The following is a 20,709-nucleotide window of genomic DNA, read 5'->3' on the forward strand; positions in this document are numbered from 1 at the left end:
TAAAATCGCCAATTTTTCAGCTTTAGAATATTTCATTCTAGCCATAAAAAATACTCCCCTTAGATAACAGATTTTTATTTTTTATCTGTCTACCTAATAGGGAGCATATCACTTTATTCAAAATGGATTCTTTCTTTGGAAACTAGTATGCGATTTTTATAAAAAATTTGATCGTTTTGTTACCCTTTATTTTGTTTAGTTCTCCGTAAATTTAAGTATCCTTCTTCACTAATAAAGATAAATATAGCGACTGTTAACCATTACATTTGTGATACTATATATAATAATACACTTAATACAATGGAGGTCTACAACATGAAAAACATAAAGAAATTCCTCAACGAACCGTTTATTAAATACCCATTAGCTATCATTTCAGCTATAGCTATTATAAAAACAGGCTATGATTTAGGTTCCTTCATAATAAAATTTAAACATATTTAAATCGTAAAAAGGAAATTGATCTATTTTAACAAATGGTCCATTTCCTTTTTATATTTTATTGCATCTTTTTCAAAACATAGTGACTTTATTTAAAAGTGATAATTTGTTAATAATATGATTTCGTGCGCTAGCTAAGAAACTATATTTAAACATAAAATATCTTCATCTAAATCAATTCTTTTGTTATCAATAGCCCTCAACATATAAAGAAAATCTTTTATTACCACAAAATTCCCCAGAAAAAATACAACTGAACTCTTTTCTTATTCCAAACTAGTTATATCATTTCGTATAATAGAAATATACATATATCCTACTACACTTCAGGGGGGCCTTTATCTTGAACTATGGCTGGGCTGGAACTATTGAACAATTTAAGCAATTAGATGTACAGTTTTTTATTAAACAATTGTTAGATCATGTTTATAAAACCAATACAAATGATCCAAAAATAGATTCTCAAAAGAGAGCATAGATTGATAGTTATAATAAACTACAAGATTTATTTAATCGATTTTCTAATTTAGATGCATCACTTATTTTTGAATATGAGATTTTACGCGGAGGCGGTCGTCGTCCTGATGTACTTTTATTAATTAATGGTTATTTAATAGTTCTCGAATGTAAAAGTTATAATAGCGTTTCGCCTTCTGAATATATCCAAACATCCCTTTATATGCGTGATCTTGAACATTATCACTCAGCTATTCAACAATCTAACATGCAAGTCATAGGTGTTTTGCTGCTTACAAACTATGAAGGTGAACGCTGGGTTTTCCAAAAAGAATATCAAGTAACCCTCTCCACTGTTGATGGATTGGAAAGCATTCTTAAACGAATCATCAATAAAACAAAAGTACCAACTTTGACGCTAGAGGAAATAATCGATGGTGTCTATGAACCCTCACCTTCTATGCTAGAAGCTGCTCGATCCATTTTAAATAATGAACCGCTCCCTGACATTAAAGCTGTATCAAGCAGTAATTTTCCAGAAGTACAGCAAACTGTACGCTCAATTATTGAAGAAGCTCAACGTACAAATACCCATCATCTCATTTTAGTATCTGGTGAGCCGGGAGCAGGTAAAACATATTTAGGTCTGACCATTGCACACGAGATGAAAAATGCAGTTTATTTATCTGGTAACGGCCCATTAGTAGACGTATTACAAGATACGTTGAAAAATAGAACCTTCGTACAAGGTCTATATGGCTATAAAATGGATTTTCTCGAAAAGAGAATGATTCTAAAAGAACAAATAATCATTTTTGATGAGGCCCAACGAGCATGGGATACAAAAAAAGTCGATCAATCACTCACTCGAAGAAATCGAAAAGTTCAAAACTTAAGTGAACCGGATATTATAATGAATGTTACAACAAACAATAAACCGTGGAGTGTAACAATTGGCTTAATCGGAGACGGACAGGAGATCTATTCTGGAGAAGAAGGCGGTCTCGCCCTGTGGAATCATGCGATCGCTGGAAAAAACATGACTGTTCACTCTAAACATTCTAATTCTATATTCACAAATGCAGCACATTATAGAACACATTCTCAGCTACATTTAAACTCATCTTTCCGTGCTCATGCAGCTTTAAAATACTATAAAATTATTAATACCTTATTAGATGCTAATTTTGAACAAACAAAACAGCTTATTCATAAGCTACCAAAAGAACATTATCAACTTTTTATTACGCGTGATTTAGCCAAAGCCAAACACACTTTACATCAGCTTTATCAGGATGATACAAAAACAGTTGGCGTTGTCTGTGCTGGTGGCGCTGATCATCAAAAAGAAGTCCCTGTTCTACCAAGAGATGAACGATATGAACGCCCTAGTAAAATCGCTCAATACTTTAACTATCCCGAATCCCAGTACTATTGTAGGACGCTTAACTATAGCTCAACTGAATTCCAAACACAGGGACTTGAACTAGATATGACGCTTGTTCATTGGGATGATGATCTATATCTACAGAATGGGACTTGGAAGGGGCAGCACTATCAATGGGGTGTTGAAGATCCGTTCCAAATTAAGCTCAATGCGTATAGAGTTATTTTAACAAGAGGTCGGGATGGAACAATTATTTACATACCACCAAAACCGATTCTAGATGAGGCTTGGAACTTATTAAAAAACCATTTGCACATTCCTGAATTGAAGTGTTAGAGCTTAGGAATATAAGAAGTGTAAAAAACGTTATTCTTTCTAAAAAGATACTAGAAAGAATAACGTTTTTATAATTTTTTTAATTCAACATGAATTATAACTTTTTGCAGAAAAATTACAGTGATATTTGACAATTTCATACATAGACAATTATGCAATGGGATTATCTGTTCCTTTAAAAAACTTGCACCAGAATAGGAATGTATAAAAAAATGCATAGATCCCTAGAACAAAAAAGGAGGAACCCGTACTCTCATAAGGATTCCTCCTTTTCCTTGCTACCGATAATAGAACGTTATGTTAACTCCAAGTGAATATAATATTCATCAATATATTAAAATTATATTAATCATTATCTTTAAAAATAAAAAAGAATCTTTCAACTAAAAGATTCTTTTTTTTATTGAATATTAGTTTATTAACCGTAATAAACAGTTCCATGCTTAATTTGAACAAGTTGCCCTGATTCACTAACAAATTTAAATGTATAAAATTCTCCTCTCGGTAAATGTCTCCATGGAATCAAAGCCCATCCAGTTCCTTCACCAACCACACCTTTACCCATATAAGACCCACCTGAGGTATATGCATAAATAGATACTGATTTAGGTCTATTTACTCTTTCAAATTCTATATCTTGTGGATTTAAAAAAGCTTGTCCTCCGCGTATCCATACATAATTCGAAAAATTTGCTGCACCAAAATCCATATATGCATTAGTCGCAATGCTATTACTATATAAATTCGAATCTAAACCAGCATAAGGAAAAATCGGATTATCATTTGCATCAAAATATTGAATTTGTTGTACTTCTTGAACTGCGTTACTTCTCAATTCTGTTGGCATTTCTTCTGCATATACAGAGATAGATGAAAACGAAAATAAAGAAATTATTGATACTGCGACAACACTTAATACCTTTTTAAACATATTTATATCCCCCTTGTTTTTGTTTATACAAGAATATAATACCATTATTAAATGTTTAATAACATAATTTTCTTATATTTCAGTATTTTTCCTTTTATATATTATATAAACAAGTAGTAATATCATATAAATAAAACTTATTATCATAACAATTACCCAACCAGGATAAAATTTAGCTGCATATATAAAAAAATCTACTTGATAAATATCTTTATAATTCGAGACAGGCCCTTTAAAATAATTTGTAAACTTAGCTGTGTACTTCCATTCATCAGGAAAATCTATTAAATTACTACCTTGATACCAACTAATCAATGTTGAAAAAATAAACAATAAAAATGAAGCACCTAATTGAAACATTTGATTGATTGTCAAATTATTCCCCTCCTTAATTATAAATATTTATGTATTACCTATCCTTAGTTGTCAATTCAAAATACAGGTACAATAGAAACCAGAAGTATGATCGTTAATACCTAAATAATATACTTCCACTTAAAAAATTTGATTTATGAAGTTCTTCTTCAATGAACTTTACATCTCCTTTAACTAAATTATCCAAAGAAACACTAAAAAGAAAACTAAATATAAAAATACACATAAACTTTTTCCATTTAAAAATAAATTAACTAGAAACATCATTTTCCCCACTAATTCCTCTTAAGATATTATTTAAGTGAAGTAATAAAAGATTTGAAGAAAAAAGAACATTTTGTTAGTGCTACCCCATCGCTATCAAGCTAAGCTCATACAACATCAATTATAGTAGAGGCTGTTTCTTTTTGCTAAAGTCTATGCATAGGGATTTTAAAGGTTTGCATACAAAATAAACCCTAAAGGGTTTCCTTTTTTGAATTAAGCCGCTTGATTATCAGACATAGTACAATTATAAACGACACCTAATATATCAAAGACTGTTTTTTCTCGTATAGCTTGATCACGTACTCGTTTTTGTTGTTGTTCATCTGTAAGTCGATGAACGATTACACGGGTTGGTACTTATCAATCATACCTACATAGCATCGGATATTTCATATGTTTGTCCTGGGTGGAGAGGGCTCATTAATACCTCCATATCTAGCTGTATATACTCTGTACCTTTCTTTATTGTTCCATCCTGAAAATAATCTGGTTTGCAATTTTTTGATAAATACGTGTATTAGATTTAATACGAGAGATATAGTAAGCCTTTTTATCTTGTATATGTTGAAGATCTTTTAAATGAAAATACCCTAAATCACGGATACATAAATCATTTGGTTCCACAGATGGAGCACACAGAGAACCATAGGTTCGATCATGCTGTTTACCGGGACCTGTATGAATATGTAGGAACTTTCCATTTAATAAATCATACTCAAGCTGAATCTTTCCCCCCACTGTATGGCTGCAATAAATATCTTTCCACAAAAAAAAGACACCCTAAGGTGCCTTCCTCCGACTTGATAACCACTTTAATTTTAATAATATGTATTGGACTTTCATCCAAAGATAATTCTAACATATTTTCAGAAAAATGAAAGCGGATTCTTTAACTTACTTAATTACTTTGTCCATGACCTCTTTATATTTGTTAAATTGGGCATCTTCCATATTACCGTTCATTTGTATAAGAAAGTTACCTTTTGCGTAAGTATGAGAAAATAGCATTTGATTACCATTGCCTAAATCATCATAGTATTTCTTAGCTTTTTCAAGATCTTCTTTGTTTTTAAACTCAAATATTCGACCGCCACTATCTTCACCTAATGCTGGAACAAGAATGCGCTTTGCTTCTTTTCTAGTATTTCCAAATTCTTTTTCTGGTAGGTCACTAGGATTTTCAGCTTCTAATCCTGCAGCTTTAAATTCTTCAATTACCTTACCAACTGTGACATTACTTGTCATTGATTTAACGCTGTCACAAGCAGCTAAACCGAATAATAATAGGGCACCAATAAGTAATACTGCTAATCTTTTAAACATAGTTGTTCATTCCTCCTAATGTAAATAAATCCGTATATATAATAACAAATTATTAATTTATATATTGTCATATATTGTCGAACGAAAATAAAAAAAGGGTGTACCCATGTTCTAAAATTAAAAAGACTTATAATAAGCATTATAATCCAAAGGATACAACCTATAATATCAATGCTAAGAAATAACTTCCCCTTTATTGTTTTCATTCATAACTATTCCCTTCCAGATGTCACCTTAAATTTATCATTCTCAATATAATAATATGCATTTTGTCTTTCAACTATTTTTTACATTTAATTACTGTTGTTGGTTCTGGCGCAACAAATACTGTTACTGTGTGCACCCGGGTAGCAAGATAGCAATAACCCCTGAAATTAAAATTAAATCTGAACATATTGAAGAATCCACTACAAAAAAGCTACCGAAGCAAAAGTAAACAATATATAGATTTTAATTATATTTCTCAACAACCAAAATTACTTAATGTGGCAAAATAATACTCGGGTTGGCACCCAATACCATATTACGATGGTTCCAGTCGCAGTAAGGCACCTTTGGGTGTCTTTTCTTTTGTTTGAAACACATTCTGGCAAAATTCCTGTATCTTTGTTGATTTACGCCTCACATAATCCAACAAACTTCGTATATATAATTTGTTACCCTAAATGGGTTGACAATACGAACAGTTATAGGAGGATTTTGTGAATGGTAAAAACAGCATGTGTAAGTATGATTACTGGCATTCTTTTAATATGTTCAACAGGATGTGCCACTCAAACTGATTCTATTACAACTAAAACTCAATCAATAGATGATGGCACATATACAACAAAAGAAATCACAGACGCATTTCCTGTAGGAACCCCCATAACTACTTACATTCAAAAAGAAGATAAACTGAACGTAAAACATATCACCAGTATTACACTTACAGATGGTGGCGTCGGTAGAGTTTTGGAAGCAACAGATGGTTTTGTTGTCGTATGTGGGAATGAAAAAGGAATTTTTGATGTATTAATATTTAAAACCATGGAAGATGTAAAGAAATATGAACAGAGTTTAAAGCGATAATTAATATCCTTCTTATGCCTTTTACACAGACATTGTCCTCTATCTCTTGCTATGGCTCTATGTACAGTATAATTGCATCATAAGTAATCACACGTTATAATAGTCACCTAATTACATATGAAGAGGTGCAGAAAATGAATAAAACAGAGTTAACAAAAGTAGTAGCAGAAAAAGCTGAACTTACACAAAAAGATGCTGCTGCAGCAACACAAGCGTTATTAGATACAATCACAAATGCGTTAGCAAATGGAGATAAAGTACAGATTCTTGGCTTTGGTACATTTGAAGTACGTGAAAGATCTGCACGTACGGGACGTAACCCACAAACAGGTGAAGAAATGCAAATCGCGGCTTCAAAGGCACCTGCTTTTAAAGCAGGAAAAGAATTAAAAGAGGCAGTGAAATAATTACACATAGTCAAAAGGCTTTCCACGCCCCAGCTTTGTCCCCTAGCCTTCGCATATCCTGTTTTGGCTAGCTAATCCGGTTTGTTAAGGGGGCAAAGAGAAGGAGGGCAAAAAAAAGAATCCTCTAAAGACCAGGATTCTTTTTTTTTGAAGTATCGCCTATTGTGAAGTATTTTTATAAGAATGTGTAGTAGAAGGTTATAGCAAATCCGATTATAAAGAGTAATGATACGAGGAGATAAACTCTTTTTTTGTTATCTTTTGCTATTATTTTATCTAGTGTAATAAAAATACCAACAATACCTGCGATTAATGCGAATTTAGAGAATTCTGATGGATATGTGAAGGCAACTACTGCGAAACAAGCAATAATCAATGTTAGTCTATAAAACAGTATTCCTTTAGACATTTCCATTTGAGGAATCACACCCTTCTTTTTATATTTGACTAGCAGCGCAACCAATTGCGTAACCAGCTAGACATCCAAGACAACCACCACATGCACCTTCGCAAGCCCATTTAGCCCATTGAGGCATAGTTTTCCAGTTGTTTTTAATACAACGTTGAACATCTTCCCATTGACACTCCCACGGCTAAAGCCGCAAGTCCTACACCTTACGGTGTAACGGATGGGATTCTTGAATGACTAAGCATTCGCAGTCCATTTCTGTTTTGAACAGCCTTCAAGATGAGGGTGTGCCATCACCCCTCCTAAGACAGACCATATAGGTTCTTAGGCTGATTGACTATTACCGCCAATCACAGTTGCGTAGCGAATATTCATCGCCCCAACGATATCACGATGTTTCTCAAACCCACATTGACACTTGTATTTTCTGTCTTGCGCCTTGTTCTTTTCAGAACATTTCGGACATGTTTGACTTGTATAAGAAGGGTTCACATATTCGACCTTTATGCCAACTAATGTCGCTTTGTACTCGATGAATTGTGCTAAACGATGGAATGACCAAGTGTGTAGATTTTTTTCGTTTTTACGGCTTGTTCGTGCCGTCTGTCTAAGGTTCGTTAGTTGCTCTAATCGAATGACAGAAATATTATTATCCGTTGCAAAATCAACGATTCCACGACTTACTTTGTGGTCTTGGTCTTGCATCCATCTTTGTTCTTTATCATCAAGTTGACGAAGGGCATTCAGTTTCTTAGCTTCTCCTAATTTCTTGCGAACACTGCGAAACTTACGTTTCATAAATTTGTTTTGCCTACGGTTCCCGAAGAAACGAACTTTATCATCATCTGTGATGGCTACTGCAGGAACTTTGAGACCTAAGTCTACTCCTAAAATCTTTGTTCCCATTTTTTCGTTTGTAGGAATCGTGACAGATATTTGAGCAATCCATTTAGCAGATTTCTTTGTGATACGAAGTGTACCTAACTTGTGCTTCAACAATTCGAAATTGCGATTATATTTGTCGATTAATAAAGCGCGAACCTTTAAACGAGTTGACTTTCCGTTTACCATAAACGGAATTGAAATGTGTGTGAAGTCAAATGAATAGTTTTGGTTATTCCATACACAAACAGGTCTTTTTAGAATCGGAACGATTTTGTATTTACTCTTTTTCACCTTTGTAGAAAACACACTTTTCGCATCTTTAATTGCTTGATTTTTCACCGCACTTGGGATATTGGCCTCAATATCCTTTGTACTTTTCTTCGTGCTTTTCTTTGCTTCAACCATTTCAGATACAAGGGCATTAATGACTTTTATATACTCGTGGCTACTTTGTTCCAATAGCATGATTTGTTCTTTTGTTGGAAGCAATTTAACTTTAACCGTGATGGTTTGTGGCACAAGTTTCACCCCCTCTTTTTTTGATTTTCAACATAATGTTTTATTGTCTCACTTGATACACTTCCAGCAGTAGAAACAAAATAAGAACGCGTCCATAGGCTCGGCAAGTGTTGAAGATGTGGAAACTCTTCTCTCAAACGTTTTGATGTCACTCCTTTAATTTTTGCCATTGTATCAGCAGGACTAAGTGTTGGTGGTGTATTTAAGAACAAGTGAACGTGGTCTTTGTCGCATTCCATTGCAACAATAGAAATATCCAATTCTCCGCATATTTCTTGAACCAACTCCTTGAAACGTTCTTCTACTTTTGTGTTAAGAAAAATCTTTCTTCTGTATCGCGGGCAAAACACAAAATGATAGTTAATTAATGACACAGTTGTTTTGGTTCTTCTATAATCATTCATCATGTTTGCATTGTATCAGTTAGATTATAAAACTGCAACACGAAAGATAAAAAATAAAAGATAAAAGATACCAACATTTTGGATACTTAGAGTGCCACAAACCTTGCGGTTTATAGTGCACTCCTTATCCAACCTCACTTTCATCCCATGCCTAAAGGCGAGGGGCTTTCTCGTTCGGGAAGGGCTGTAAAATAAAATAAATTTACGTAAACATGTTTAAATCATTATAAAGGAGCATAAAAGAATGCAAGAGGTTCAAATAAGAAAGAATGCAGTAGGAGCAATTATTCATAATGATATTAAAAACTATCCCTATTTAAATATACCTATGGTTATTAAAGAGAAAGATGGACAGATTTATGAAGTTATAAACACTGGTTTTCACACTAATAATGCAGTAAGAATGATAACAATGGACGATTTTGCTACAACCAGAGTAAATGCACCGATTGTAACTATAAAAAAACAGTGATGGTAATATTCAAGTATACCGCTTGCCTTTAGAATTGAAATCTTGGGTAATTTCTTGTATGCAGGCTGCTTCTGCAGGAAAAATTTCATTTCCATGTAAAGTTTCCTTTGGGATTATAGATACAAAATATTATGTTGAATTCATTTAAAATTGGAATACATTTGATGTAAATAAAGACGGAACACCAACATTTTGCAAATTCTGTACGTCAAGACTAAATCTCTTAATCAAACCATATTTTATTATAAGTACCAAAACTCACTATCAACAACAAAGTAGCCTAAAAAATATTAAACATCCTTTATTATCGATATTATTAACGTCAAATAAAAAAAGAAGAGAGAAAACATTCTCTCTTCACCAATAATATTTTACAGAGTAAGTAGGGTAAAAAACTATATAAAGATGAACCACGAAAATACTTTACCTAGTGAATTATATCATAAATCACTCTAAAAAAATACATATCACATACAATTTTGTTTTATTTATGACAAAATTGTTAAATATTTGAATACAAAAAGGCTTTATATCTATATGAATAGAAAGGTGTTGGTGTGGTAATAAAATTTAAGGAGGCTTTCTATTATGTTTTCAAAAAAACAAAAATTATTAACAGTAATTACAACATTAACATTAGGGTGCGGATTTACTTTTGGCTTAACACCTGCTTCTGCGGATACTGCCAATAACACTTCTCCAATTAAGGAGGAACAGGTACGAATACAAATACCTTTCACGGGCTATGTTATTTCAGCAGACGATAATTACTTAATTGTTGCTGATACTTTTACGAAAGAAGAAGCACTTTATTATCAGAATAATTGGTGGGAGCTAGTTTCCCAAAATAAAATTTTAAGAGTACCTGTATCCAATGGTGAAAACTACAAATTAGGTGAAAAATTAAACGTATACGCTGCTGCTTGGACTTACTCTTTACCACCAATCGCTATAATGCCAACAATTGAAAAAGTAGTTGATTAAATACTGCTTATCTAATAAAAGAAACATTGCCCTAATTAGAGCAATGTTTCTTTTATTCATTTGGCATTAGAAATTGAAATGGATGAGAACAGATTTGGAATACTATTCTCAAAAGCTAATGTAAAGGAAGGGATTAATTCATGTATTCTTTCTTGCAGTGATCTCTTATCTACTTCTCCAAGTTCGTTCAAAAGTTCTTTCCCTTCCGAAGACTCATCTCCAGTGATTAACATGCTTAACATATCTGAGTTAATGATTTCATGAGGCGAATGAACTAGCCCATTCATCATTATATATTTTTGGACCAAGGATGAATTACCCTCATTCGCTTGCTTTACAGCTTGTTTAAGGTATAAATCAAAATATTTCTGTGCAAATTTCACACCTTTTAGCGGAACGGCTCCTACATGTTCAACACCTTTCCAACGTAAATCCGCAATTGAACTCAGCCACCATGCCGGCTCAATAGCTTGTTGCATACGTTGCAGCACTTTGCGTTCGAATCCAGGTTTATGAGTAGAATGTTCTTTTAAACAAGTATCTAACATTTCAGCTTCAATGGCAGCTACAGTCATCCCTTGTCCATAAATGGGATCAAAGTTACAAAAAGCATCACCTAACACTAATAATCCTGATGGCCAATTTTCCATTTGTTCAAAATGTTGACGAGTTGACTCCTGCGCTCTAAATCCTCTTGGGACACTAATTGGTTCTAACTCTTTAATTAACTCCCTCATCATAGGGGTAACTAATGAGTCCAGTTCTTTTTCATATTCTTTTGAATTGATTGGTGGATAGTGCGTACCTTCAGCAACAAATAGTAGTGCTTGGGCTATGTTATCTTCAATATATAATAACCCTACAGCACCAACTTTTTTAGCAGGATCTCCTTCAGAAATTGCACTCAATTTCTCTTTGATATGTGAAGGTACTTTATAATATCTCGTGCTATATCCAAAATTCACCTTTAAACGTTCTGGTTCTGGAACATCATAGCCCATAGATGTAAGCCATTTATTGAGTTTAGATTGACGACCACATGTGTCAACTACCAAATCGGTTAACACAGTTCGCTTTGTTTTTAATTCGTCTCGTTCTTGAATACGAATTCCAATAACACGCTTGTGATCAGACGAAGCTAAAAGGCCTTTCACCGCTTGCTTTGAATAAAAATGTACATTCGGAATTTCTTGCACACGTTGGCGGATTGTCCATTCTAACAATGCTCGACTGCTTGCTGCACCTTTTCGTTCTATAACTAGTTCCAGTGCCCCATACGGAGAAAATCGAATCATTTTATCATTCTTGACATTATGGGCCCCTAAATTTAATAAATCATCAACATATCCAGGAAAGAAACGGTTCATAATTATTTCTCCACGTGGTAATACACGATGAGGATGAAAGTCTTGGGGTGTACCTGGACGTTCAGATGGTTTTTGAGGTAACTCATCTTTTTCAACAACTATCACTGTCTCAAAATAACTGGAAAGCACGCGTGCAGTAAGTAAGCCTGCAATACCAGCTCCAATCACAAGTGCCTTTTCTCTTTTTTGCTGTTGATATAGTAATTGACTATCCATCAATAATCTCTCCTCTTTCTAAAAAGTATGTTTGTTCAACATGAATCTATTAAAACTTTTCCAGAAATCAGAATAAACGAATGATGATTCTTCATTATTTTAATCAAGGTGGTTCAAATCAGAAAGTACACTCAAATGAGTATCATTTTTTAACAAGATTCAGGTTCATATAACCTGTATAACTGCTCACCGTTTATAATAGTCTTTTTTAAATACCGCTTTATTCACCCTCCTTTTATATTTTTTATAATTTGCACCTTAAATGTATCACTTTTGTTATCCCTATAAATATTTAGGGTTTTTAGAAATATTTATTTAATTTTTAGTAATATTAGGATTCTATTTTATCAAATAAAAACTAGAAGGTTTGAGAGAAGTATGTAATAATGCATAATAACTCAATTGGATATTATGATATTTTTTCAAAGAGCTGATACAAAATTTCTTTAGATTGGAAAACTAAAGTCTTATCTACCTATTTGTGGGGACGCCTTATGGCGTCTTTTCTTTTTTTATAAAAAACCCCCAAGCATTCATATACTTAAGGGTTTATCGATTGAAAGGTAGTTCCGTTTAGAAGTCCTTAAATTAAAAACAAAGCGGGATTACTCCTAAACCAATTAATAAAGCTGTAGCAAACGCTGGAATCTCGATACCTTCTACAACTAAAAAGTACTGTCCATTTACTATTTTAAAACAAACTAATTGCATGGCTAATCCTCCCTTCTGTTAGGATTAATAAATTATATTATTTGTATGATTAAATAGTTTGTTTTTAGAAAATGTGTAATTTATCAACTTTTAAGGAAAACACATTAATTTATCTTTCCCTTATTTTCAAAAGGACCTACTCAATTCACACATAAAAACATAAGGTAAATTGAACCCATTAACATCCGTGGAATGAACCCTAGTTTTATTCTCTTATCTAAAGGAGGAACTATTATTATGGGATATGGTGGTAGTTGCGGCAAAGGCTGCGGTTTTGCTGGAGGCTTTGCTTTACTCGTTGTACTCTTTATACTTTTAATCATTATTGGATGCAGTTGCTTCTGCTAAAAAACTATGGGAAAAGACACTCTTATTTGGGTGTCTTTTCTTTATTTCTCAATATAAGAGCTATAAAAATATGCTATGATTTTAATAGAAATTCCCTTGTGTGCAATGAGATAGTAATACCCAACAAAAACCCACCTATTTCCGTAGGTGGGCCTTATCTTTATTACACAATCCAAATTATACTCTGATTTTCCCATCAACTTTATGCAATTATACATATCTGGAAAAAATACACCGAATGAATTTTATATATAGTAAAATAATAAACGTGGATACATTCTATAAAGCAGATTCTTTTGAAAGGCGTAACATACCAATCATTATGGAAGGTGTCGCGTCACTCTAATACTGATCTCAAATCTCTTGTACTTTGTAAACTAACAATCTGGTGTATATAGACGATTCTGTTTTATAGGGTGTGTTTACACGTATAACAAAGGGATAATACGGATAAGTTTATACTAAATGAACGTGGTTCAAGTCGGAGGAAGGCACCTTAGGGTGTCTTTTTTTGTACATAATAAAAGCCTCACCATCCTATGGAAACGGTAATTCCTTTAAAACAAATAATAATTGTAAATATATTAATTTTACATTACATTAAAAGTTAGAGAAAGCTCTTATACTAATACAGTGCTAAATAGTAGGTGAAAAAATGGAATTTAACGATTTGGGTATTACCATTAAAGAACTTAGAATAAAAAAAAACATATCACAATCCGAATTGTGTCATGGAATTTGTTCACAAAGTCAAATTAGCAAGATCGAAAAAGGTGTGATTTATCCATCTAGCATATTGTTATATCAATTATCAGAAAGACTTAGCATTGATCCGAATCATATATTTGCACTAACTCAAAACAAAAGATTAAAATATGTAGAAAATGTAAAATACGTAATAAAAGATTGCTTAAAGCAAAAACAATATAAAGAACTTTATGAAATAGTAAAAAAAGAGAAAAACTTAAATAATTTTCAAACAAACGAAGAGAAACAATTTCTAATATGGCATGAAGCAATTGCTGTATTTATGGTGGATAAATCAAAAAAAACTGCTTTAACTCTTTTAAATCATGCATTAAAACTAACTTTAACCAATTCTGACTTTTTATCAGAAAGAGAAATACATATTATGCAGACAATGGCTATATTTCATGGGGAAAATAAAGAATATGAAAAAAGTATTGCGATATTAAAAAGATGTTTAACTAATTTTAATAAGTTAGATTTTCCTAGAGATAAAGAAATTAAATTAAAAATCATTTTCAATTTAGCAAAATCTTTGGACTCCATACATCAACATGAAGAGGCAATAAAATACATTGATAAGGGCATCAAATTAGCAATTAATCTAAATACTTTATACCTATTAGGTGAACTATTCTATTTAAAAGGTCAGTGTTTATTAAAGATTAAACAACACAATGTAGAAGATGTTGTTTATAACTGGAAAAAAGCATTATTTATATTTGAACTAACAGAAAAAGAATATTATACAAAAATGATACCAGATGAACTTATTGAAATACAAAATAAAAAACACTCATAATTTCGTAAAAACTACTTAAAAAACCCACAGGAAAAGTTTCCGTAGGTTTTACATTTACAAACATATTATTATTTTTTATAAAACCGCATCTCCAATTATTAGATAACTATCTAATCCATTGGAAATGCGGTTTACTTAGGTCATTAATGTTTCAGCTATTCTCTTTATTTGAAAATTACATCTACCATACTAATTTAATATTATATTCCTGAAGCCAACTATTAACTTGAAGTAAATAATCTATTATACCTCTTGCATCATTACCTGAAATTACTTCGTCGTTTCCTTCTGCAATAGCACGAACTCTTTCTACATTAATTAATGGCAAAATAGGTGATTCAGGATTGTTCAACACATGTAACATCCAATCACTAATACCTTGTAGATAAGAGGCATCCTTAGTGCTTGGATATGCACTTTTTTTGCGATAACGTACATCTTCTGGAAGTACATTTTCAAAAGCTCTACGTAAAATACCTTTTTCAATATTGTCTATGCTTTTCATTTCGAATGGGACATTCCATAGGTATTCTACAAGTCGGTAATCGCAAAATGGAACTCGTACTTCAAAGCCATTCATCATACTTGTGCGATCTTTTCGTTCTAGCATAAATGGCAAGAAACGTGTAATAAACATGTAAGACATTTGACGTTGCTTCATTTGCAGATCACTTTCACCTTCTAAAAAGGGAACCTCAGCAACTGCATCTTCAAATTTTTGTTTTTGATATTTTTCAGGGCTAATCTTCGCTTTAAAATCCTCTGATAAAATTTCTGTACTATACCATAAATTAACACTCCAAGGGAATATCTCTGCATCTAGAAACTTCTCTTGATGGAACCATGGATATCCTGAGAATACTTCATCTGCGGATTCGCCTGAAAGTGCAACTGTTGCGTCTTTTTTCATTTCCTTAAATAGCAAATAAAGAGACGTTTCTAATTCTCCAACTCCAGGTAGATCACGCGCTCGCATTGGAGTTAATAAATGCTCTATTAAACTATCTGATCCTAACTCTATAGAATGATGCTTTGTTCCTACATATTCAGCCACACGTTTCACCCAAGGTTCATCACGATCAAAACGAAGGAAGTCTTGCTCAAAGTCTTTTTCATCATTGATGAAATTCAGGGAATATGTATGAAGACGTTCCCCTTTATTCCCAAATTCGTTTCCTGCTAAACCTGTTAAACCACTGGAATCTAAACCTCCAGAAAGCATAGATACCACTGGTTTATCAGCAATTAACTGACGTTTTACCGTATCTTGTAAAATGGAACGGATTGTCTCAACTGTTGTATCAATATCATCTACATGTTCTTTACTTTCAAGTTTCCAATACTGTGTCGTAGTCGAGCCATTAGAGGTAAACGTCATGTAATGCCCAGCACGCACTTCATGTATATCCTTGAAAATAGCATGACCAGGAGTACGTGTTGGCCCAAGACAAAATATTTCAGAAAGTCCTTCTTTATCTACCTCTGCATCTACAAATGGATGCGAAAGTAAAACTTTTAACTCTGAACCAAAGAGAATTGCGCTTCCCCTTTGAGCGAAAAATAAAGGCTTCACACCTAGATGATCACGACCAAGCATCAATTTCCCAAATCTTTCATCCCAAATACCAAAAGCAAAAATCCCATTTAGATGTTGAACACAATCTTCTTGCCACTCTAAGTAAGCATGTAGTAATACCTCTGTATCTGACTTGGTCTGAAATTCATGACCTTTCTCCTCAAGTTCTTTACGTAATTCTTGATAGTTATAAATTTCTCCATTGAACGTAAGGCCAATCGTATCATTTCCATCTTTATACAGCATAGGTTGAAGGCCACCTTCAGGATCAATGACGATGAGACGTCGATGACCTAATGCCGCTCGTTTTGAAAACCAATGCCCCTCTGCATCAGGCCCTCGGTGAATGATAGCATCTGTCATTTTTTTTAACGTTTCTTGTTCATGAGACAGGTCTTTAGACCAGTCTATCCACCCTGCAATTCCACACATAGTGTCTACCTTCTCTCAAATAGTATAGAAACCGACTAAAATCAAATATCAGTCGGTTTTCCGTAAAAAAATCCGACTAAAACCATATTTTAGTCATGTTTATATAATAAAATAAATTGAATAAAAAATCAAATAATTCAATCGAGAAAGAAGTCACTGTCCCCTTTCATTTGAATTCTCATCGTCCAATTATAAAAATTATTAACTCAAACTTTCATTTTTATCCTAAGTGATACAGTTGCATTCTATTATATTTATATGCTAGAAATAAGAATGGTGTATGTTATTCTATAAGAAGCAACTAGGGACTTTCTATTAAGTTTTAAAAAATGACAAATAGAATGATAGAGAATGTAATGAAAGAAAACTTCGCTTAATATTTCAAGGATAGGGTGTAGACAATGATCAAATTAGAAAAAGAAAATAAAAAGATGAAAATCATTCAATCTGCCACAATACTGTTCTCTACGCGTGGTGTCCGTAACACAACAGTTGATGAAATTGCAAAGACAGCTAAAGTTGGTAAAGGGACTATTTATTATTACTATACAGATAAAACTGAAATATTATGTGACTGCTATATGCGTCATATTCAGCTTAAGCGCTCACAATTATTTAATTTATATAAAGAAGAAAAAGATGTTTTACTTCGAATACAAAAAATTCTTCATTATATCAGCCTAGAATATCATCAAGATCCGTTTGTTTCTACACTCTTTCAAGAATATAAAGAGTACCATTCACCTGAAATTACAACTTGTTTTAAACAATCTGAAGAAGAAGCAATTAACATGATAAGTAATTTACTCGAAAAAGGTTATCAGCAAGGAGCTTTGCATAAGGTACCATTTCCGCTTACAGCTTTTATGTTAGTACGAATGATTTTTAACTACGAACAGGATTATATAAAAAATGATAAAAGTGATACAGAATTTCTGCAGTTGCTAAAACATATGCTTCTTAAAAACTAGTTTTAACCACATACAAAAAATAAGTGCGGTGCAATTATATGAAGAAGAACGTGAATAATGGCGGTTTTTATGAGCTCTTTTCACTCTAGACAAACATACGAAATATCCAACGCTTATGTAGGAATGAACGAAAAAATAGTGCAGTAAAAAGAGCGTGTTTTCATCTATCTAAACACGCTCTTATAAATATTTAAACCCTATATGAATTGCTTATTCCACTCTAATTGTCTTTTAACTCATACATATCTTTTTATATTCGGTTATCATGCCAGAAGTTTATTGGAAAATGATTATTCTCATCATAAGCTTCAAATTCATACCCTTTTTCTTTTAATCCTTTTATAATTGCTGGAACTGCCGCGACAGATTGTGGATGAATATCGTGCATTAAAACAATTTCTTTTGAAGACGTCGCACCTGCTAAGACATTTTGAACAATCTTTGCAGCTGCTACATCAACGGGTAATTTATTGTATTTCCAATCTAAAGAATCAATTGTCCAATCCCATACTTTCAAATTATTTCCTACCACTTCATTTCGAAGTGATTCATTTAAACCAGGCATTGATCCATATGGTGGACGTGTTAATTTCGGTGTGTTTCCAATAACGTTTCTAATTAAAGATTGATCTTCTTTCATTTCCTTCACATATTCCTGATTGGTGTATAGCTTTTTAAAATCATGTGTCATACTATGCATGCCCACATAATGGTTTTCTACATGCTCTCGTTTCACTAAATCTGGGAACCTTTTCACATTATCGCCAATTAAAAAGAATGTTGCTTTCACATCATTTTTCTTTAGTACATCTAATAGATTAGCTGTATATTTTCCTGGTCCATCATCAAAAGTTAAATATGCAACTTTTCTTTCTTTACCATCAAAACGATTAGGTATCGATTTTTTCAATTCATTTTTAGGTAGACTGCTCACTTGCTGAACACTATTTGCCTCTTCCGCATTTACCAGCTTAGGATTCGTAATAGATTGGAACATGTAATACCCTATTGCTACTAAAGTAATAGCCAACAATACACTTATAATTCTCTTTTTCTTAAGCTTAATTTTCATATTATAATCTTCTTTCTATCCTAATAATAATCTGTATAGGTGAAAATTAGTGCCCTGCACTAGCGTTCATGGCATTTCCTATAATAGTTAGAACTACTGGAAATAATACTGGTCCTAAGGTAAGGACAATGTTTAAAAGTATAATAAAACTATATAGTAAGCTATAATTTTTACTATTACGGTTTTCAAATACTAGGATGACTAATGTTATTATAGTAATTAAATGTAGTAATAAAATTATCAACCAATAATACATCATTATAGTAAGATTCCACTTTCCTAATAGTTGGTATGTTACCCCTATTATTATCCCTAATATAGTAGCATTAAAGGAAATAAACAAAGTTCTTTTTAGTATTTTAGGAAATGTTTTGTGATCCACAGTTTTATTATATAAACCGATTAAAATGCCCAAAGATAGATATGCCAGTAATAGCCCTACCCAATTCCAGATCCAATCTTGATCCCCCATTAAATTAAACAAAAGCGCAATGATCCCTCCTACTGCAAAAATCGAGGAGATTATAATACTATTTAAAGCTGATTTCATACTATTTTCACTTCCTTAAAAATTTTACAATACAACATTGATGTTTACTCTTAAGTTGTCCTTTACTTATTAAAAATCTTGTCTGGAAATTCCATCATATAATCAGGTCATCATACCTAATAGCATATATGAAGAATGAGTAGGCCCAGCAAAAATTACATGTACATGATCCCATACCATAATTTTTAAACTGAACGAAACTCCACCAAATCCTACTCCACATGGTAGATATACAAATAGCGGATGCCATTCATCAACTTTTATTTGTATATCAATTATTTAGACGAGTATCAGCTACTGCATAACCTTAAAATAAATGCTTTGATTTTTCATCGTCAATCAAATAGCACATTTGATTCTTATTAACTTGTATTCTTCCTTCTTCTACTGCTTTACTATAGCCCGCTGTATATTCAAAAATAGTAGCCCCTTTGTTTCTAAGTAAATCTTTTTCCCACTTTTTCGCAGCTGCTGCCATATGTACATATGATGTTTTAAAATTAATCATAATTTATTATAATTAAGTATATATTAACAATATATTAAGTATAAGTAAATAAAATTAATAATAATTTAATTTTATTTACTTATTTAAAGGGGATTACATATATGAACGATATTAATGTTGGTCACAAAATTAGGGCATTTAGAAAAGGTGCCGGATTAACCAGTAAGCGTTTAGCAGAGTTAGCTGATATAACACCTTCCATGTTAAGTCAGATTGAAAAAGGAATCACAAATCCTTCATTACAAACACTAAAATTAATTTCTGTAGCACTAAATATTCCATTGTTTAACTTTTTCTTAGAGGATACCAATACAGAAGAATTAGTTGTAAGAGCTAACCAAAGGAAAAAAATAACTTTTCCTGAAAGCGGCAATGTTTCATATGAGTTATTATCTCCTAATTTAGATGGAGCACTAGAATTGGCTTTAATGAATCTGTTCCCTGAAACTGCTTCATCTATGGAACCTGTGGCACATAAAGGGGAAGAAATAGCATTTATTATGGAGGGACAAGTAAAACTATATCTAAATGATGAGGTTTTACTTCTCAATACAGGTGATAGTGTTAAAATCCCACCTTATACAAAGCATAAATGGGAAAACACTTCTTTAAACAAAGTCACTGTTATATTTGGGGTAACTCCACCATCTTTTTAATTTCAAATACTAGCGAAGAAAAGTTAGAGAAAATAATTCTCTAACTTTTCTTGTATACTTAATTTTATTTTAAGAAATTAAAAAAC

20 protein-coding genes and 2 pseudogenes are annotated in these 20,709 nt (G+C 32.5%); 9 read left to right on the plus strand and 13 right to left on the minus strand.

The genetic code is table 11. The features are described 5' to 3' along the window. The first annotated feature begins 784 nt into the window (after nt 1-784). A pseudogene (locus MR168_RS18640) lies at nt 785-2,620 on the plus strand (DNA/RNA helicase domain-containing protein). A 418-nt stretch (nt 2,621-3,038) separates the two neighbouring features. On the opposite strand, the gene MR168_RS18645 reads toward MR168_RS18640, so the two are convergent. The 4 genes from MR168_RS18645 to MR168_RS18660 form a co-directional block, all read right to left on the minus strand. Then, nucleotides 3,039-3,551 carry a hypothetical protein gene (locus MR168_RS18645; protein WP_086406783.1) on the minus strand — a complete coding sequence of 171 codons (513 nt, stop codon included), beginning with the start codon at nt 3,549-3,551 and terminating at the stop codon, nt 3,039-3,041. Nucleotides 3,552-3,623: 72 nt separating this feature from the next. Next, nucleotides 3,624-3,926 (minus strand): YjdJ family protein, encoded by a 303-nt coding sequence (locus MR168_RS18650; RefSeq protein WP_140337864.1) that lies wholly within the window; start codon nt 3,924-3,926, stop codon nt 3,624-3,626. A gap of 729 nt (nt 3,927-4,655) precedes the next feature. Continuing rightward, on the minus strand, nt 4,656-4,961 hold the full coding sequence (locus MR168_RS33700; RefSeq protein WP_346581972.1) for a transposase: 306 nt from the start codon (nt 4,959-4,961) through the stop codon (nt 4,656-4,658). Nucleotides 4,962-5,087: 126 nt separating this feature from the next. Beyond that, nucleotides 5,088-5,516 (minus strand): stress protein, encoded by a 429-nt coding sequence (locus MR168_RS18660; protein ID WP_153579205.1) that lies wholly within the window; start codon nt 5,514-5,516, stop codon nt 5,088-5,090. Between the two features lie 705 nt (nt 5,517-6,221). Between MR168_RS18660 and MR168_RS18665 the strand changes: the two genes are divergently transcribed. Together MR168_RS18665 and MR168_RS18670 are read left to right on the plus strand one after the other, a co-directional pair. Then, complete coding sequence (locus MR168_RS18665; protein ID WP_000241083.1) at nt 6,222-6,587, plus strand: hypothetical protein; 366 nt, start codon at nt 6,222-6,224, stop codon at nt 6,585-6,587. 134 nt (nt 6,588-6,721) lie between these two features. Then, nucleotides 6,722-6,994 (plus strand): HU family DNA-binding protein, encoded by a 273-nt coding sequence (locus MR168_RS18670; protein ID WP_001043940.1) that lies wholly within the window; start codon nt 6,722-6,724, stop codon nt 6,992-6,994. A gap of 175 nt (nt 6,995-7,169) precedes the next feature. On the opposite strand, the gene MR168_RS18675 is transcribed toward MR168_RS18670, so the two are convergent. From MR168_RS18675 to tnpA, 3 genes are all read right to left on the minus strand, one after another. Further along, a complete protein-coding gene (locus MR168_RS18675; RefSeq protein WP_002182105.1) occupies nt 7,170-7,409 on the minus strand; it encodes a hypothetical protein in 240 nt (79 codons plus the stop codon). A 318-nt stretch (nt 7,410-7,727) separates the two neighbouring features. Then, complete coding sequence (locus MR168_RS18680; RefSeq protein WP_242291443.1) at nt 7,728-8,807, minus strand: RNA-guided endonuclease InsQ/TnpB family protein; 1,080 nt, start codon at nt 8,805-8,807, stop codon at nt 7,728-7,730. Between the two features lie 5 nt (nt 8,808-8,812). Beyond that, the gene (gene tnpA / locus MR168_RS18685) at nt 8,813-9,214 is read right to left on the minus strand and encodes an IS200/IS605 family transposase (RefSeq protein ID WP_033667252.1); all 402 of its coding nucleotides are present in this window, start codon (nt 9,212-9,214) and stop codon (nt 8,813-8,815) included. A gap of 241 nt (nt 9,215-9,455) precedes the next feature. Between tnpA and MR168_RS18690 the strand changes: the two are divergent. Beyond that, nucleotides 9,456-9,831: pseudogene (locus MR168_RS18690) on the plus strand (hypothetical protein). Nucleotides 9,832-10,271: 440 nt separating this feature from the next. Next, nucleotides 10,272-10,667, plus strand: coding sequence for a DUF3221 domain-containing protein (locus tag MR168_RS18695; protein ID WP_000491765.1), 396 nt, complete (start codon nt 10,272-10,274; stop codon nt 10,665-10,667). A 56-nt stretch (nt 10,668-10,723) separates the two neighbouring features. Here the strand turns inward: MR168_RS18695 and MR168_RS18700 are convergent, their stop codons facing one another. Further along, nucleotides 10,724-12,250: an NAD(P)/FAD-dependent oxidoreductase gene (locus MR168_RS18700; RefSeq protein WP_242291444.1), complete on the minus strand. Its 1,527-nt coding sequence runs from the start codon at nt 12,248-12,250 to the stop codon at nt 10,724-10,726. A gap of 588 nt (nt 12,251-12,838) precedes the next feature. After that, nucleotides 12,839-12,961: a hypothetical protein gene (locus tag MR168_RS33410; protein WP_258116096.1), complete on the minus strand. Its 123-nt coding sequence runs from the start codon at nt 12,959-12,961 to the stop codon at nt 12,839-12,841. A gap of 237 nt (nt 12,962-13,198) precedes the next feature. On the opposite strand from MR168_RS33410, the gene MR168_RS18705 reads away from it, so the two are divergent. Both MR168_RS18705 and MR168_RS18710 read left to right on the plus strand, forming a co-directional pair. Beyond that, the gene (locus MR168_RS18705) at nt 13,199-13,309 is read left to right on the plus strand and encodes a YjcZ family sporulation protein (RefSeq protein ID WP_097797375.1); all 111 of its coding nucleotides are present in this window, start codon (nt 13,199-13,201) and stop codon (nt 13,307-13,309) included. A gap of 655 nt (nt 13,310-13,964) precedes the next feature. Then, nucleotides 13,965-14,858, plus strand: a complete 894-nt coding sequence (locus MR168_RS18710; RefSeq protein ID WP_153579151.1) for a helix-turn-helix domain-containing protein — start codon at nt 13,965-13,967, stop codon at nt 14,856-14,858. 181 nt (nt 14,859-15,039) lie between these two features. Here MR168_RS18710 and asnB read toward each other — a convergent pair whose 3' ends face one another. Further along, nucleotides 15,040-16,866 carry an asparagine synthase (glutamine-hydrolyzing) gene (gene asnB / locus MR168_RS18715; protein WP_044585127.1) on the minus strand — a complete coding sequence of 609 codons (1,827 nt, stop codon included), beginning with the start codon at nt 16,864-16,866 and terminating at the stop codon, nt 15,040-15,042. A gap of 401 nt (nt 16,867-17,267) precedes the next feature. Here asnB and MR168_RS18720 point away from each other — a divergent pair, with 401 nt between their 5' ends. Continuing rightward, entirely contained in the window at nt 17,268-17,837 is a 570-nt protein-coding gene (locus MR168_RS18720) for a TetR/AcrR family transcriptional regulator (protein WP_242291445.1), read from the plus strand. 250 nt (nt 17,838-18,087) lie between these two features. Here MR168_RS18720 and MR168_RS18725 read toward each other — a convergent pair whose 3' ends face one another. The 3 genes from MR168_RS18725 to MR168_RS18735 form a co-directional block, all read right to left on the minus strand. Beyond that, entirely contained in the window at nt 18,088-18,909 is an 822-nt protein-coding gene (locus MR168_RS18725; protein WP_153579152.1) for a peptidoglycan-N-acetylglucosamine deacetylase, read from the minus strand. Nucleotides 18,910-18,955: 46 nt separating this feature from the next. Then, a complete protein-coding gene (locus tag MR168_RS18730) occupies nt 18,956-19,459 on the minus strand; it encodes a DUF3902 family protein (RefSeq protein WP_153579153.1) in 504 nt (167 codons plus the stop codon). A 307-nt stretch (nt 19,460-19,766) separates the two neighbouring features. Next, a complete protein-coding gene (locus tag MR168_RS18735) occupies nt 19,767-19,937 on the minus strand; it encodes a serine dehydratase (protein WP_306802062.1) in 171 nt (56 codons plus the stop codon). Nucleotides 19,938-20,068: 131 nt separating this feature from the next. Here MR168_RS18735 and MR168_RS18740 point away from each other — a divergent pair, with 131 nt between their 5' ends. Beyond that, on the plus strand, nt 20,069-20,623 hold the full coding sequence (locus MR168_RS18740) for a helix-turn-helix domain-containing protein (RefSeq protein WP_000997924.1): 555 nt from the start codon (nt 20,069-20,071) through the stop codon (nt 20,621-20,623). Nucleotides 20,624-20,709: the final 86 nt, after the last annotated feature.

The organism is Bacillus cereus group sp. BfR-BA-01356, assembly GCF_022663635.1.
Lineage (GTDB): Bacteria > Bacillota > Bacilli > Bacillales > Bacillaceae_G > Bacillus_A > Bacillus_A cereus.

Bases quoted from the DNA above. Each gene is read 5' to 3' on its own strand.
- MR168_RS18645 (WP_086406783.1), bottom strand. From the start codon at position 3,551: ATGTTTAAAAAGGTATTAAGTGTTGTCGCAGTATCAATAATTTCTTTA.
- MR168_RS18660 (WP_153579205.1), bottom strand. From the start codon at position 5,516: ATGTTTAAAAGATTAGCAGTATTACTTATTGGTGCCCTATTATTATTC.
- MR168_RS18665 (WP_000241083.1), top strand. From the start codon at position 6,222: ATGGTAAAAACAGCATGTGTAAGTATGATTACTGGCATTCTTTTAATA.
- MR168_RS18670 (WP_001043940.1), top strand. From the start codon at position 6,722: ATGAATAAAACAGAGTTAACAAAAGTAGTAGCAGAAAAAGCTGAACTT.
- MR168_RS18675 (WP_002182105.1), bottom strand. From the start codon at position 7,409: ATGGAAATGTCTAAAGGAATACTGTTTTATAGACTAACATTGATTATT.
- tnpA (WP_033667252.1), bottom strand. From the start codon at position 9,214: ATGATGAATGATTATAGAAGAACCAAAACAACTGTGTCATTAATTAAC.
- MR168_RS18695 (WP_000491765.1), top strand. From the start codon at position 10,272: ATGTTTTCAAAAAAACAAAAATTATTAACAGTAATTACAACATTAACA.
- MR168_RS18700 (WP_242291444.1), bottom strand. From the start codon at position 12,250: ATGGATAGTCAATTACTATATCAACAGCAAAAAAGAGAAAAGGCACTT.
- MR168_RS33410 (WP_258116096.1), bottom strand. From the start codon at position 12,961: ATGCAATTAGTTTGTTTTAAAATAGTAAATGGACAGTACTTTTTAGTT.
- MR168_RS18705 (WP_097797375.1), top strand. From the start codon at position 13,199: ATGGGATATGGTGGTAGTTGCGGCAAAGGCTGCGGTTTTGCTGGAGGC.
- MR168_RS18710 (WP_153579151.1), top strand. From the start codon at position 13,965: ATGGAATTTAACGATTTGGGTATTACCATTAAAGAACTTAGAATAAAA.
- asnB (WP_044585127.1), bottom strand. From the start codon at position 16,866: ATGTGTGGAATTGCAGGGTGGATAGACTGGTCTAAAGACCTGTCTCAT.
- MR168_RS18720 (WP_242291445.1), top strand. From the start codon at position 17,268: ATGATCAAATTAGAAAAAGAAAATAAAAAGATGAAAATCATTCAATCT.
- MR168_RS18725 (WP_153579152.1), bottom strand. From the start codon at position 18,909: ATGAAAATTAAGCTTAAGAAAAAGAGAATTATAAGTGTATTGTTGGCT.
- MR168_RS18730 (WP_153579153.1), bottom strand. From the start codon at position 19,459: ATGAAATCAGCTTTAAATAGTATTATAATCTCCTCGATTTTTGCAGTA.
- MR168_RS18735 (WP_306802062.1), bottom strand. From the start codon at position 19,937: ATGGCAGCAGCTGCGAAAAAGTGGGAAAAAGATTTACTTAGAAACAAA.
- MR168_RS18740 (WP_000997924.1), top strand. From the start codon at position 20,069: ATGAACGATATTAATGTTGGTCACAAAATTAGGGCATTTAGAAAAGGT.